This is a genomic window from Streptomyces sp. NPDC059003, from assembly GCF_042740445.1.
Taxonomy (GTDB): domain Bacteria; phylum Actinomycetota; class Actinomycetes; order Streptomycetales; family Streptomycetaceae; genus Streptomyces.
In genome coordinates this window covers 1-13,601 of the sequence record NZ_JBHYJH010000209.1, presented here as the reverse complement: position 1 = coordinate 13,601, position 13,601 = coordinate 1, and the positions used below count along the sequence as shown (strand labels likewise).

Genomic DNA, 13,601 nt, shown 5'->3' with positions numbered 1-13,601 from the left:
TTGTTTCCCACCCGCCCGCCCGTTTCTGCCCTCCCAGGGGGTGGGCGCCCCCGGTTGGGGCCGGCCGCCGTCGGCGGGTGCGGACGGGACGGTAGGTCATGGGTGGGCGGGCGGGGTGAAGCCGCCGCGGTAGCGGCGGGGCCTGGGCGCACGGACGGCGAGTCATGGGCGGGCGGAGACTCTGCACGGGGCCGCAGGGCGTGGGGCTAGGGTGGGGGTATGGGTGATGTCGGCGGGGGCGGGGGGCTGTCCGGGCGGGCCCGGGCCGTGTTGGCGCTTGAGCGGCGCAGCTGGCGCGGTCCTGGCGCCAAGGAGCGCGCCATCCGCGAGGAGCTGGGCCTCGCCCCGGTGCGCTACTACCAGATCCTCAACGCCCTGCTCGACGACGAGCGCGCCCTCGCCCACGATCCGGTCACCGTGAACCGACTGCGGCGGATTCGCGAGGCGCGGCGCGCGGAGCGGTGAGGCTAGGGTCTGGCCCATGGGTGACCTCACGCACTCCCTGCCGGAACCGCTGCCCGAACCGCTGACCCCCGCCGGGCGCGACGGCCTCGCCGCGATCCTCGCCCGCCCCGAACGCGCCGTGATCGCCCTCGACTTCGACGGCACCCTCGCGCCCATCGTGCCCGACCCGGAACGGGCGCGGGCCCACCCGGACGCCCTGCCCGCGCTCGCCGCGCTCGCCCCCAAGGTCCGTTCCGTCGCCGTGGTCACCGGCCGCCCCGCCGGTGTCGCCGTCCGCTACGGCGGGTTCGCCGGCGTCCCCGGTCTGGAACACCTCGTCGTCCTCGGCCACTACGGCGCCGAGCGCTGGGACGCCGTCACCGCGACCGTGCAGGCCGCGGACCCGCACCCCGGCGTCGCCGGCGTCCGCGCCGAACTGCCCGGGTTCCTCGACGCGATCGGCGCGTGGCGCGGCACGTGGATCGAGGAGAAGGGGCGCGCCGTCGCCGTACACACGCGGCGTGCGCGGGATCCGCAGGCGGCCTTCGACGCGTTGCGCGGCCCGCTCGGGGAGCTGGCCGCGCGGCACGGGCTCATCGTCGAACCGGGTCGTCTCGTCCTGGAGTTGCGTCCGCCGGGCGTGGACAAGGGGGTGGCCCTCACCGAGTACGTACGTGAAGTGGGCGGCGAATCCGTCCTCTACGCCGGTGACGACCTGGGGGACCTGCCCGCGTACGCCGCGGTGGACAAGCTGCGGTCCGACGGGGGCGTGCCGGGTGTCCTGGTGTGCAGCGGCAGCTCGGAGGTCACGGAACTGGCCTCCCGAGCCGACCTGGTGGTCCCCGGCCCCCCAGCAGTGGTCAACCTCCTCGCCACCTTGGCCAAGGCTCTCCCCTGACCCTTGGCCTAGGGCACCCCATGACGTGCGCACAGGCCCCTCCGCTAGCCGTCCTGTCCGCACCCGCCGACGGCGGCCGGCCCCCACAAGGGGCGTCCACCCGCTGGGAGGGTGGAAACGGGCGGGCGGGTGGGAAAAAACCGCTGCGCGCAGCGCGGCGGCACCCCGTCATGCCGAAGGCGTCAGGGCCTCCAGCTGATCCAGGAACCACCGCGTGGGCGGCAACGCCGTGGCGGCGGCCGCAAGCCGCTTGGTGCGCTCGGCCCGCTCCCCGTAGGGGAGTGAGAGGCCCTCATGGAGGGCCACCGCCGTGCCCAGGACGTCGTAGGGGTTCACCCCGATCGCGTCCTCGGAGAGCTCCTCGTACGCCCCGGCCTCCCGCGAGAGCACCAGCGCGCAGCCGTCGTCGGAGACGACGGGGACCTCCTTGGCGACGAGGTTCATGCCGTCCCGGATGGGGTTCACGAGGGCCACGTCGGCGAGCCGGTACGCCGCGAGGGAGCGCGCGAAGTCGTCCTTGACGTGCAGGACCACGGGGGTCCACGTGGGCGTGCCGAAGGCGGAGTTGATGGACTCGGCGACCCGGGACACCTCCGCCGTGTAGTCGCGGTACACCGCGAGGTCCTGCCGCGACGGATAGGCGAAGGCGACGTGCACGACCCGCTCGCGCCACTCGGGGCGGTCCACGAGGAGCTGCCGGTAGGCGTGCAGGCCGCGCACGATGTTCTTGGACAGCTCCGTGCGGTCCACGCGCACGATGACCTTGCGGCCGGGCCCCACCTGCTCCCGCAGCGCGGCGAGCCGCTCCGCCACGTCGTCGCGCCGCGACCGCTCCCGCAGGAAGTCCGCGTCGGCCCCCAGCCCGTGCACGCCGACCCGGGTCCCGGAGGTCCCGCCCACGTACCGCACGCAGCACTCGGTGAACGCGTCGGCCCACCGGCCGGTGAGGAAGCCGAGCCGGTCCGCGCCGAGCATGCCGCGCAGCAGCTGCTCGGCGACGTCGTCGGGCAGCATGCGGAAGTAGTCCACGGGCGCCCACGGGGTGTGCGAGAAGTGGCCGATCCTGAGGTCGGGCCGCAGCTCGCGGAGCAGTCCGGGGACGAGGGCCAGGTGGTAGTCCTGGACGAGCACCGCCGCCCCGTCCGCCGCGCTCTCCGCGAGCGCCCGCGCGAAGGCCCGGTTGTACGTCTCGTACGCGGCCCACTGCGCCCGGAACTCCGTATCGAACGCGGGTTCGAGCGGAGTCTGGTACAGCATGTGGTGCACGAACCACAGCACCGAGTTCGCGACCCCGTTGTACGCCGCCGCGTGCGTCTCGGCGTCGATGTCGAGCATCCGCACGCCGGGCTCCGCGACCCCGCGCCGCACCGCCTCCCGGTCGCCGTCGCCGAGCGCCGAGCACACCCACAGGGAGTCCGCCCGCTCCCCGACGGCACTGAGCCCGGACACGAGCCCGCCACCGCCCCGCTTGGGTTCGAGGCCGCCGTCCTCCCCGACGGCGTACGAGACGGGGCCGCGGTTGGACGCGACGAGGACCTGGGCGGCATCGGCGTGTGCGGAGACCATGGCATCGAACCTAGCCCTTCCGGGAACCCCGTAAACGCGCATGCGTACGACCAGCACGGCCGTCCGGGAACCGCTCGACCCGCGCGCCGAACCGCTCAGGCCGCGCGCCGCGCCACGTACTCCTCGATCTCCGCCATCGGCGCCCGCTCCTCCGTGTCCACCGCGTACGTCCGCGGCTCGAACCCGGACGCGCCCCGCACGAACTGCGTCAGCTCGGGGCGTACGAGGTGGCCGCGGGCGAGCCGCAGCTGCGCCGTGCGGTAGATCGCCGCCGCCATCCGGCCGAGCGCCTGCCCGTCCTGGTGCCGGTGCCTGCGCACGCCCACGTCGACCTGCGCGAGCGCGTCGAGGCCGACGGTGTGCAGCGCGTCCACGAGCAGGCCGATCTCCACGCCGTACCCCACCGGGAACGGCAGGCGTTCGAGCAGCGACCTGCGGGCCGCGTACTCCCCGCCCAACGGCTGGACGAAGCCCGCGAGTTGGGGCCAGTGCATATTGAGCAGCGGCCGTGCCATCAGCTCCGTGACGCGCCCGCCCTGGCCCGCGGTGGCCCCGGACGCGTCGCCGCCCGGCCCGTCGGAGACCGTCATGGGCCGGTCGTACATCGCCTTCACGAAGTCCACGTCGGGCTCGGTGAGCAGCGGGCCCACGATGCCCGTCACGAAGTCCGCCGAGAACTCCTTCAGGTCGGCGTCGACGAACGCGACGATGTCCCCGCCCGTCACCAGGAGTGACCGCCACAGGACCTCGCCCTTGCCCGGCACCGCCGGGATGCGGGGCAGCACGTCGTCCCGGGACACCACCCGGGCGCCCGCCGCGCGCGCCACCTCGGCCGTGCGGTCCCGCGAGCCGGAGTCCACCACCACGAGCTCGTCGACGAGGGGCGCCCGCTCGATCAGCTCACGCCGGATCTCCGCGACGATCTCACCGACGGTCTCCTCCTCGTCGAGCGCGGGCAGGACGACGCTCACCGTGGCGCCCGCGGCGCGTTTGGCGGCGATGAGCTGGGGGAGCGGGCGGTCGGCCACGGACCAGGAACGCCTGCTCAGCCAGCGCTCGACCTCTTCCAGCACGCGGGCTCCTCCCGTTTGTGACCCATCTCGCGGTTCGGACGACTATCTCAACTGTCCTGGCCTTCGGTTACAGTCTTGAACAACGCCGGTGACCATCGCATGTCGGGGGTCGCCGCCGTCACAACCGAATACCGCTCATCCAGAGGGGCAGAGGGATACGGCCCGTTGAAGCCCCGGCAACCCTCCAGTCGGTTCTCGTGCGCGATCAGCGCCGCGGGGCTCCCGGCTCGGGAAGGTGCCAATTCCGTCTCGCGACGAGATGCGTCGTGAGGAAGATGAGGAGAAAGGGCCTCGCCTCCATGGCTGTGCAGACTGTCGCCACCCCTTCCGCAACGGGCACCCCGGTCGACCTGGGACCCGCGTCGGGCCTCTCCTGCCGCGAGTGCGGCACGCTCTTCCCGCTCGGCCCGATCTTCGCCTGCGCCGAGTGTTTCGGCCCGCTCGAGGTCGCGTACGACCTGCCGCTCGGCGACCCGGAGGCGCTCCGGAAGAAGATCGAGTCCGGCCCCGCGAACATCTGGCGGTACGCGCCGCTCCTGCCGGTCCCCGCCGACGTCGCCGGCAAGCCCAACCTCAACCCGGGCTGGACCAAGCTCGTCGAGGCCGACAACCTGGCCCGTGAACTCGGCGTCGAGCAGGGCAAGTTGTTCATCAAGGACGACTCGGGCAACCCCACGCACTCCTTCAAGGACCGGGTCGTCGCGCAGGCCCTCGAAGCGGCCCGCGCCTTCGGCTTCACCACCCTGTCCTGCTCGTCCACGGGCAACCTGGCGGGCGCGGTCGGCGCCGCGGCGGCCCGCGCCGGCTTCCGCTCCTGCGTGTTCATCCCGCACGACCTGGAGCAGGGCAAGGTCGTCATGGCCGCGGTCTACGGCGGCGAGCTCGTCGGCATCGAGGGCAACTACGACGACGTCAACCGCTTCTGCTCCGAGCTCATCGGTGACCCGCTCGGCGAGGGCTGGGGCTTCGTCAACGTGAACCTGCGGCCGTACTACGGCGAGGGCTCCAAGACCCTCGCGTACGAGATCTGCGAGCAGCTGGGCTGGCGGCTCCCGGACCAGCTGGTGATCCCGATCGCGTCGGGCTCCCAGCTCACGAAGATCGACAAGGGCCTCAAGGAGCTGATCAAGCTCGGCCTCGTCGAGGACAAGCCGTACCGGATCTTCGGGGCGCAGGCGGAAGGCTGCTCGCCGGTGTCCGCGGCGTTCAAGGCGGGCCACGACGTCGTACGGCCGCAGAAGCCGGACACGATCGCCAAGTCCCTCGCCATCGGCAACCCGGCCGACGGCCCGTACGTCCTGGACATCGCGCGCCGCACGGGCGGCGCCGTGGAGGACGTCACCGACGAGCAGATCGTCGACGCCATCAAGCTGCTGGCCCGCACCGAGGGCATCTTCGCGGAGACGGCGGGCGGTGTGACGGTCGGCGTCACGAAGAAGCTGATCGAGGCGGGCGTGCTCGACCCGTCCCTGACGACGGTGGTCCTCAACACCGGCGACGGCCTCAAGACCCTCGACGCGGTCGCCGCGACCTCCCAGGCCACCGCCACCATCCGCCCGAGCCTGGACGCGTTCCGCTCCGCGGGTCTGGCGGGATAGCGCGCCGTAGGACCTGAAGCATGGTGTCGCCTGCGGGTCCGCTGTGGCTGGTCGCGCAGTTCCCCGCGCCCCTTCGGGGCGCCAACCTTTGAGGTGAAGAGTATGAGCGTCAACGTCCGCATCCCCACCATCCTCCGTACGTACACCGGCGGCAAGGCCGAGGTCGCCGCCGAGGGCGCGAACCTCGCCGAGGTCATCGCCGACCTGGAGAAGAACCACACCGGCATCGCGGCCCGCGTCCTCGACGACCAGGGCAAGCTGCGGCGGTTCGTCAACGTGTACGTGAACGACGACGACGTCCGGTTCGAGCAGGGCCTTCAGACGGCCACGCCGGACGGCGCGGGCATTTCGATCATTCCCGCGGTCGCGGGCGGCTGCTGAACGTATACGACCCCGCTGATTGCCCCCTCCGCCCGAGAAGCGGAGGGGGCAATTCTGCATGGTTGAGCGCGGTACAGTTGGGAATAGAGCTTCGCTTTTGGCGCCGAACGGCCCCGGAGCGGGTGTGAACGCATGGACGAAGTCGGCCTCGGGCCGACAAGAAGTAGCCAAAGTGTCCTGCCTTTTTGCGCCGTACGCGGCATTTGTCGGGCCCGACTTGCCCTGAACCCCGGTGAATTCTCCGGATATCGACGATCGGGCATGCCCAGAATTCTCGTCCGATTGACCTGTTGCAGACGGCAGTTGGACAGATACATTCAGCCGCGGTCGACGCGTTCCGGCGCACACCCCCAACCCATGGGGGGTGAGGTCTGACCCGGGTCCGCGAAGTGCGGGTCTGCGCAAGGGCCAGTAATAGGGGAGTTAGGCATGGCTCAGGGCACCGTCAAGTGGTTCAACGCGGAGAAGGGATACGGCTTCATCGCGGTCGACGGTGGTGCGGATGTATTCGTCCACTACAGCGCGATTCAGATGGACGGCTACCGCACCCTGGAAGAGGGTCAGCGGGTCGAGTTCGAGATCTCGCAGGGCCAGAAGGGTCCGCAGGCAGACATGGTCAAGGTCACCGTCTGAGCGGCGCTTGACGCGATCGGCCACCGAGCGCGTGGGCCCGCACCCCGGATCGGGGTGCGGGCCTTTCATCTGCCCGCCCGCCGCCGGTGGGGGCTGTGCGCCGTCGGCGGCTGCGGGTCTCCCGCCCTTCCCGGCACCCGCCGACGGCGAACAACCCCCACGACGGGCGTCCACCCGCTGGGAGGGTGGAAACGGGCGGGCGGGCGGGAAACAAACCGCCGCGGTAGCGGCGGAACCCCCCACCGGCCCGCACCCGGCCGCGCCGGGTCGGATGCGCCTCCGGCCCGCCGCTTCGCGGCGGGATCTACCCCGCCCACCCACCCCATGCGCCGCCGGCGGTGGGTGGGTGGGGAAGCAGGGTGTGGGGTGGCCGCCCTTGGGGGGCGACCTTGCACTCGGAGGGGTCGAGTGCTAATCATTGGCGTTAGCACTCTCCGCGTGAGAGTGACAGAAGGACCGGGTGGGTGAGGCCCGCAGGCCGGGTGGGGCAAGGAACCACAAGGCAGGCAGGCCGTCCGTCGCGGGCGCCAGCGCGGTCCGAGTTTTCCACCCCTGTCCGGGAGGACCACTTCACATGGCCAAGATCATCGCGTTCGACGAGGAGGCACGGCGCGGCCTCGAGCGCGGCATGAACCAGCTCGCCGACGCCGTCAAGGTGACCCTGGGCCCCAAGGGTCGCAACGTCGTCCTCGAGAAGAAGTGGGGCGCCCCCACGATCACCAACGACGGCGTCTCCATCGCCAAGGAGATCGAGCTCGAGGACCCGTACGAGAAGATCGGCGCCGAGCTGGTCAAGGAGGTCGCGAAGAAGACGGACGACGTCGCCGGTGACGGCACGACGACCGCGACCGTCCTCGCCCAGGCGCTGGTCCGCGAGGGCCTGCGCAACGTGGCCGCCGGCGCCAACCCGATGGCCCTGAAGCGCGGCATCGAGAAGGCCGTCGAGGCCGTCTCCGGCGCGCTGCTCGACCAGGCCAAGGAGGTCGAGACCAAGGAGCAGATCGCCTCCACGGCCTCCATCTCCGCCGCCGACACCCAGATCGGCGAGCTCATCGCCGAGGCCATGGACAAGGTCGGCAAGGAAGGCGTCATCACCGTCGAGGAGTCCCAGACCTTCGGTCTTGAGCTGGAGCTCACCGAGGGTATGCGCTTCGACAAGGGCTACATCTCGGCGTACTTCGCGACCGACATGGAGCGCATGGAGGCGGCGCTCGAGGACCCGTACATCCTCATCGTCAACTCCAAGATCTCGAACGTGAAGGACCTCCTTCCGCTCCTCGAGAAGGTCATGCAGTCCGGCAAGCCGCTGCTGATCATCGCCGAGGACGTCGAGGGCGAGGCCCTGTCCACGCTGGTCGTCAACAAGATCCGTGGCACCTTCAAGTCCGTCGCCGTGAAGGCCCCGGGCTTCGGTGACCGCCGCAAGGCCATGCTCGGCGACATCGCCATCCTCACCGGTGGCACGGTCATCTCCGAGGAGGTCGGCCTCAAGCTGGAGAACGCCGGTCTCGACCTGCTCGGCCGCGCCCGCAAGGTCGTCATCACCAAGGACGAGACGACGATCGTCGACGGTGCCGGTGACAGCGAGTCCGTCCAGGGCCGCGTGAACCAGATCCGCGCCGAGATCGAGAACAGCGACTCGGACTACGACCGCGAGAAGCTCCAGGAGCGCCTGGCGAAGCTCGCGGGCGGCGTGGCCGTCATCAAGGCCGGTGCCGCCACCGAGGTGGAGCTCAAGGAGCGCAAGCACCGCATCGAGGACGCCGTGCGCAACGCCAAGGCGGCCGTCGAGGAGGGCATCGTCGCCGGTGGTGGCGTGGCCCTGCTGCAGGCCTCCTCGGTCTTCGAGAAGCTGGAGCTGGAAGGCGACGAGGCCACCGGTGCCGCCGCCGTCAAGCTGGCGCTCGAGGCCCCGCTGAAGCAGATCTCCGTGAACGCCGGGCTTGAGGGCGGCGTCATCGTGGAGAAGGTCCGCAACCTCACCCCGGGCCACGGCCTGAACGCTGCCACCGGTGAGTACGTGGACATGATCGGCGAGGGCATCATCGACCCGGCGAAGGTCACGCGTTCCGCGCTGCAGAACGCCGCGTCCATCGCCGCGCTGTTCCTCACCACCGAGGCCGTCATCGCCGACAAGCCGGAGAAGGCCGCTCCGGCCGCTCCGGGCGGCATGCCCGGCGGTGACATGGACTTCTGATCGGCCCCCGGGGATTCCCCACGGTTGATCGGCTGTTCTGAGCAGTACGAGCAGTACGAGCAGTACAAAGGGGCGGCACTCTCCTCACGGAGGGTGCCGCCCCTTCGCCGTACCCGCGTCTCTGCCGGTTTCTAGCGCTGGTTCGCCGCCGCCAGCGCCGCGCGCAGATGGCCGTTCGACTCGGTCAGGAGCCGTGCCGCCGTCGGGCCGTCCACGTCGCCGAGGAGGGTGAGGATCGCGTTCTTCACCTCGCCGTCCGTGGCGGCGAGGGCCCGTTCGATCTCTTCGTCCCCCGCGCCGGTCGCCAGGGCGACGATGCGGTGGGAGCGGGCGCGGAGCTTCTCGTTCGAGGCGCGGACGTCGACCATCAGGTTCCCGTACGTCTTGCCCAGGCGGATCATCGTGATCGTCGAGAGCATGTTGAGGACGAGCTTCTGGGCGGTGCCCGCCTTCAAGCGCGTGGAGCCGGTGAGGAGTTCGGGGCCCACGACGACCTCGATGCCGTGCTCCGCGGCCGCCGCGAGCGCGCTGTCCGCGTTGCAGGACAGGCCGATCGTCAGGGCTCCGCGCGCGCGGGCGTGCTCGACGGCGCCGATCGCGTACGGGGTGCGGCCCGACGCCGAGATCCCGACGACCGTGTCGTCCGGGGTGAGGGCGAGCGCGTCCAGGTCCTCGGCGGCGAGCCCCCGGCTGTCCTCGGCGCCCTCGACCGCGGTGACCAGGGCCGCGGGGCCGCCCGCGACGAGACCGACGACCTCGCCCGGGTCGGTGTTGAACGTGGGCGGGCACTCGGACGCGTCGAGCACGCCGAGCCGCCCCGCGGTGCCCGCGCCCGCGTACACGAGCCGGCCGCCGCGGGCCATCCGCTCCGCGGTGGCGTCGATCGCGGCGGCGATGCGGGGCAGCTGCGCGGCGACGGCGGTCGGCACGGTCGCGTCCTCACCGTTCATGATCCGCGCGATCTCCGGCGTGGGCAGCCGGTCGATCTCGGCGAGCTCGGGCCGGAACGCCTCGGTGGTGAGCGCGGCGAGCTGCGCGCGAAGATCACCGTACTCGGGCGGGGTGGTGGAGGTCATAGGGGTGCGGCTCTTTCGGTGGAAAGGGCGGGTGGGTGGGAAAGAAAGCCTGCCCGGCGTTTGAGGGCGAGCGCGCAGCGCGATCGACGGCGCCCCCGTCAGGGGCCACTGTGACGATGCGCGAGCGCCTCGTACGACGCCGCAAGCGCCGGCGCAGCCGTCTCGTACGTGCGCTGGGCGACCCCGACGAACAGGCAGTCCACGACCAGGAGTTGACTCGTACGCGAGGACATCGCGGCGGGCCGCAGCTCGCTCTCGCGCGCCGTGGACGTCGTCAGTATGTGATCGGCGTACTGCGAGACGAGCCCGTCGGGGCGGCCGGTGATCGCGATGGTCGTCGCGCCGTGCTCGAAGGCGACCCGCAGCGGCTCGATCACGTCGCCCGTCGAACCGGAGTGGGTGATGGCGACGGCGACGTCCTTGGTGCGCAGCGTGACGGCGTTGGTGACGGCGAGGTGCGGGTCGGAGTGGGCGTGCGCGACCTGGCCGATGCGCAGGAGCTTCTGCGCGAGGTCCTGGGCGACGAGCCCGGACGCGGCGACGCCGTAGATCTCCACGCGGCGCGCGGCGGCCAGCGCGCTGACGCAGGCGCCCAGCTGGACGGTGTCGAGTCCGGCGGCGGTGTCGGCGAGGGTCTGCTGCTCGTCGTACGCGAGCTTCGCGACGACGTCGGCGATCGGGTCGTCGACCGCGATGTCCGCCGTGACGGCGGGCGCGCGGCCCGACTGCTGGTGGGCGGCGAGCCCGGCGAGGGCGAGCCGCAGGTCGCGGTAGCCGGGGTAGCCGAGGAGGCGGGCGGTGCGCACGACCGTCGCCTCGCTGGTGCCGGTGAGCTCGGCGAGGCCGGTGACGGTGAGGGCGGCGCAGCCCGCGGGGTCGCCCGCGACGGCCTCGGCGACGCGCTGCATGGAGCGGGTCATCGACGGCGCGAGCGTGCGTACCTTGGCCGCGAGGGCGGCGGGGGCGGGTGGGGCGCCTCCGGCGAAAATTTCCTTCACGTCAGGGGTCACTCTTGGAAGATATTTTCGCGTCGATGACCGGGTCAAGACCTCTGTCGACCGCTGGCGGGTGGCGCGTGGGGCGACAATGGCTGCATGGACGCGATTGACCCCCTGGAGCAGGCGCTGCACGCCGCCCGCGCGCTGGTGCTCGCCGACCTCGTCGCGCGCGACGTCGCGCAGCCCGAGGTCGTGTCGATGGTCGAGGAGGCCGTCGCGCACCGCCGCTGGTGGGTCGAGCAGTGGCCCGACGGCATGGCGTACGTGGCGGGGCTCGTCGCCCAGGACGTGCAGGACGCGCTGCTCGAACGGTACGGGCGGTGGCCGCTGTGCCCCGTGTGCGGTGCCGGTGAGCCGCACGCGCTCGACGTCGAGCCGGAGTTGGGGCCCGATCCGCACTGGGTGTGCCCCAAGGCGGGCGTGGTGGTGGCCCCCGTCGGCGGTCTGACATGACCCTCTACATAGACCCGCCCGTCTGGCCCGGGCACGGGCGCCTGTGGTCGCACCTCGTGAGTGATGTGTCGTACGAGGAGCTGCATGCGTTCGCCGCGGGGATCGGGGTGCCGGCTCGGGCGTTCGAGCGGGACCACTATGACCTGCCGGAGCAGAGGTACGGGGACGCGGTGCGGGCGGGGGCCGTGGAGGTGGGGTCGAAGGAGCTGGTGCGGAGGCTTACGGAGGCGGGGTTGCGGCGGCGGAAGCGGTAGCCCTCGCGGGGCGCCCCAGGCCCGCCCCTTCCCGAACCAGGGGGGGGCTCCGCCCCCCTGGACCCCCCTTTTATCCGCGCTTCGCGCTCGTCCTCAAGCGCCGGACAGGCTGAAACAGCGGTCCGCCGACCTCGTGAAGCCCGCCCGCTCCAGCACCGCCTCCGATGCCGTGTTGCCCTCGTCCACGATGGCGCGCAGGCCCTGGACGTCCGGCAGGGTCAGGGCCCAGTGGGACAGGGTGCGCAGGGCTTCGGTGGCGTAGCCGTTGCCGCGGGCCGCAGGGGCCAGGTCGTAGCCGACTTCCGCCCAGCCCTCGTCGTCGGGGGCGCCGTGGAAGCCCATGGCGCCGATCGCGCGCTGGTCGGCGGTGCGGACGAGGACGTACATGCCCCACTCGGGGCGGTGGGTGCCGGACGCGTAGGACTTCGTGGTCCTGGCCGCCGCCCAGCGCGTGCCCTCGTACGGGCCGCTCTCGATCCAGTCGAAGCCGCCGGTGCCGCCGTCCGCGAGGTCCGCGGCGGCCGCGGGGGACACCTCGACGAGGGCGAGGCGGTCCGTGGGCAGGTGGATCTGGTTGTGCCAGCGCCACCGCTCCAGGCGGGCGCGGCCCTCCAGGGTGCCGCGGCCGGTCGCCCACAGCAGGGTGCGCCAGTGCCCGGCGCCGTCCCTGGCCGGCGGCACGTGCGGGAACTGCCAGGCGAGGACGGCCTCGCACAGCTCCTCGGGCGGCGCGTAGGCGACGTCGAAGGCCCGCAGGATGTCGTACGTGTGCAGGAGCAGCTCCGCGATGCCCATGGCGGCGAAGCCCCGCGCGTCTGCGCTGCCGTACGGGAACGGGTGGAAGCCGCGTACCCCCGGCGGCGTCGTCCGCACCACCGCCGCGAGCAGCCCGCCGGACGCCTCGACGGCGAGCACGGCGCCCGCCGGGTCCGTGCCCTCCTCCAGGCGGATCTCCATGGGCACGTACGAGCCCGTTCCGTGCGTGCGGCCCGTCAGCTGCGCCGCGTACGCCGTGAAGTCGCTCGCGATGTGCTCCGCCGTGTCCAGGCAGCTCCACTCCAGGGCGGCCGCCCGCGCCGTCCAGTCGTACTCCGCCGTCGCCACCGCGCGCAGGGCCCGCGCCGCGTGCGCCACCGCCTCGTCGACCTGGTCTCCACCCATCTCCAGCATGCGCCGAGGCTACGTGAGCAGGGCCAGCTCCGCCGCCAGGTTTTCGCGCGCCGGGGACTCCCAGTGGGCGGTGCCGTGCGGTGTGCGGAACAGGCGGGGCAGGGCGAGGAGTTGGCGGAGCACGTCCGCGCGGCCCTGGCGGAACGCCGCGTCCGGCACGAAGGCGTACTCCTCGCGGACCGCGGCCGCGTATGCCGTGTACGTGTCCTTCGGCGCCGCCAGGATCGCCAGGTCGGCGTCGCACAGGGTCTCGCCGTCGCGGTCGCCGTCCGCCGGGTCGTGGGTGACCGTCAGGCGGACCAGGCGGGCCACCTCCGCGGTGGCCGCCGCCGTCAGGCCCGCCTCCGGCAGGGCGCGCTCGGCCAGGCGGGCGCTGCGCTCCTCGTTCTCGGAGCGGTCCGGGGCGTAGACGGCGTCGTGGAACCAGGCGGCGAGCCGCACCAAGTGCGGGGTGTCCGCGTGCTGTTGGAGGGTGTCGATGTGGTCGAGGACCGTGGTGAGGTGGGTGAGGGTGTGGTAGCGGCGGTGGGGCTCGGCCCAGCGTGCGAGGAGGTTGTCGCCGTAGGGGGTGGGGTCGGGGCCGGGGCCCTGGCGGGCCGCCAGCAGTGTGTCCCGCCATCGCGCGCCCAGCGCCGTGAGCTGATCGTCCATGGGGTGACCCTAGGGGCCCTGCCGGGGGCTCCCCAATCCCGCCCCTTCCCGAACCAGGGGCTGCCGCCCCTGGGACCCCGCTTCATCGGCGCTGCGCGCCTCGCCCTCAAACGCCGGGCGGGCTGAGATCTTCGCCGCTGCCGGCTGGTATCTGCGGGGGGTCTGGGGCGACAGCCCCAGTGGAAGGGCGGGTGGGTGGGGAAACAGCC

14 protein-coding genes and 1 riboswitch are annotated in these 13,601 nt (G+C 72.3%); of the genes, 8 read left to right on the top strand and 6 right to left on the bottom strand.

The features are described 5' to 3' along the window. The first annotated feature begins 219 nt into the window (after positions 1–219). Both ACFWZ5_RS40230 and otsB read left to right on the top strand, forming a co-directional pair. A complete protein-coding gene (locus ACFWZ5_RS40230) occupies positions 220–465 on the top strand; it encodes a DUF3263 domain-containing protein (RefSeq protein ID WP_384805513.1) in 246 nt (81 codons plus the stop codon). A gap of 16 nt (positions 466–481) precedes the next feature. After that, positions 482–1,342: a trehalose-phosphatase gene (otsB, locus tag ACFWZ5_RS40225; protein ID WP_384805515.1), complete on the top strand. Its 861-nt coding sequence runs from the start codon at positions 482–484 to the stop codon at positions 1,340–1,342. 168 nt (positions 1,343–1,510) lie between these two features. Here the strand turns inward: otsB and ACFWZ5_RS40220 are convergent, their stop codons facing one another. Both ACFWZ5_RS40220 and ACFWZ5_RS40215 read right to left on the bottom strand, forming a co-directional pair. After that, the gene (locus ACFWZ5_RS40220; RefSeq protein WP_384805517.1) at positions 1,511–2,908 is read right to left on the bottom strand and encodes a trehalose-6-phosphate synthase; all 1,398 of its coding nucleotides are present in this window, start codon (positions 2,906–2,908) and stop codon (positions 1,511–1,513) included. A gap of 95 nt (positions 2,909–3,003) precedes the next feature. Further along, complete coding sequence (locus ACFWZ5_RS40215; RefSeq protein WP_384805519.1) at positions 3,004–3,981, bottom strand: glucosyl-3-phosphoglycerate synthase; 978 nt, start codon at positions 3,979–3,981, stop codon at positions 3,004–3,006. 132 nt (positions 3,982–4,113) lie between these two features. Then, positions 4,114–4,263: riboswitch (SAM riboswitch) on the top strand. On the opposite strand from ACFWZ5_RS40215, the gene thrC reads away from it, so the two are divergent. From thrC to groL, 4 genes are all read left to right on the top strand, one after another. After that, a complete protein-coding gene (gene thrC, locus ACFWZ5_RS40210; protein WP_384805524.1) occupies positions 4,257–5,579 on the top strand; it encodes a threonine synthase in 1,323 nt (440 codons plus the stop codon). Its footprint overlaps the riboswitch before it by 7 nt. Positions 5,580–5,681: 102 nt before the next feature. Further along, on the top strand, positions 5,682–5,960 hold the full coding sequence (locus tag ACFWZ5_RS40205) for a MoaD/ThiS family protein (RefSeq protein WP_384805521.1): 279 nt from the start codon (positions 5,682–5,684) through the stop codon (positions 5,958–5,960). Positions 5,961–6,389: 429 nt separating this feature from the next. After that, the gene (locus ACFWZ5_RS40200) at positions 6,390–6,593 is read left to right on the top strand and encodes a cold-shock protein (protein ID WP_190135646.1); all 204 of its coding nucleotides are present in this window, start codon (positions 6,390–6,392) and stop codon (positions 6,591–6,593) included. A 574-nt stretch (positions 6,594–7,167) separates the two neighbouring features. Continuing rightward, positions 7,168–8,790 carry a chaperonin GroEL gene (groL, locus tag ACFWZ5_RS40195; protein ID WP_384805414.1) on the top strand — a complete coding sequence of 541 codons (1,623 nt, stop codon included), beginning with the start codon at positions 7,168–7,170 and terminating at the stop codon, positions 8,788–8,790. Between the two features lie 131 nt (positions 8,791–8,921). On the opposite strand, the gene murQ is transcribed toward groL, so the two are convergent. Both murQ and ACFWZ5_RS40185 read right to left on the bottom strand, forming a co-directional pair. Further along, entirely contained in the window at positions 8,922–9,866 is a 945-nt protein-coding gene (gene murQ / locus ACFWZ5_RS40190; RefSeq protein ID WP_384805416.1) for an N-acetylmuramic acid 6-phosphate etherase, read from the bottom strand. Positions 9,867–9,964: 98 nt separating this feature from the next. Beyond that, entirely contained in the window at positions 9,965–10,876 is a 912-nt protein-coding gene (locus ACFWZ5_RS40185; protein ID WP_384805418.1) for a MurR/RpiR family transcriptional regulator, read from the bottom strand. Positions 10,877–10,960: 84 nt separating this feature from the next. Here ACFWZ5_RS40185 and ACFWZ5_RS40180 point away from each other — a divergent pair, with 84 nt between their 5' ends. Both ACFWZ5_RS40180 and ACFWZ5_RS40175 read left to right on the top strand, forming a co-directional pair. Further along, on the top strand, positions 10,961–11,317 hold the full coding sequence (locus ACFWZ5_RS40180; RefSeq protein ID WP_384805420.1) for a hypothetical protein: 357 nt from the start codon (positions 10,961–10,963) through the stop codon (positions 11,315–11,317). Further along, positions 11,314–11,571, top strand: a complete 258-nt coding sequence (locus ACFWZ5_RS40175) for a DUF4031 domain-containing protein (RefSeq protein ID WP_384805422.1) — start codon at positions 11,314–11,316, stop codon at positions 11,569–11,571. Before ACFWZ5_RS40180 ends, ACFWZ5_RS40175 begins: the two co-directional genes overlap by 4 nt. A gap of 93 nt (positions 11,572–11,664) precedes the next feature. Here ACFWZ5_RS40175 and ACFWZ5_RS40170 read toward each other — a convergent pair whose 3' ends face one another. After that, positions 11,665–12,741: a GNAT family N-acetyltransferase gene (locus tag ACFWZ5_RS40170; RefSeq protein ID WP_384805424.1), complete on the bottom strand. Its 1,077-nt coding sequence runs from the start codon at positions 12,739–12,741 to the stop codon at positions 11,665–11,667. A 9-nt stretch (positions 12,742–12,750) separates the two neighbouring features. Beyond that, positions 12,751–13,392, bottom strand: a complete 642-nt coding sequence (locus ACFWZ5_RS40165; protein WP_384805426.1) for a hypothetical protein — start codon at positions 13,390–13,392, stop codon at positions 12,751–12,753. Positions 13,393–13,601 lie beyond the last annotated feature (209 nt).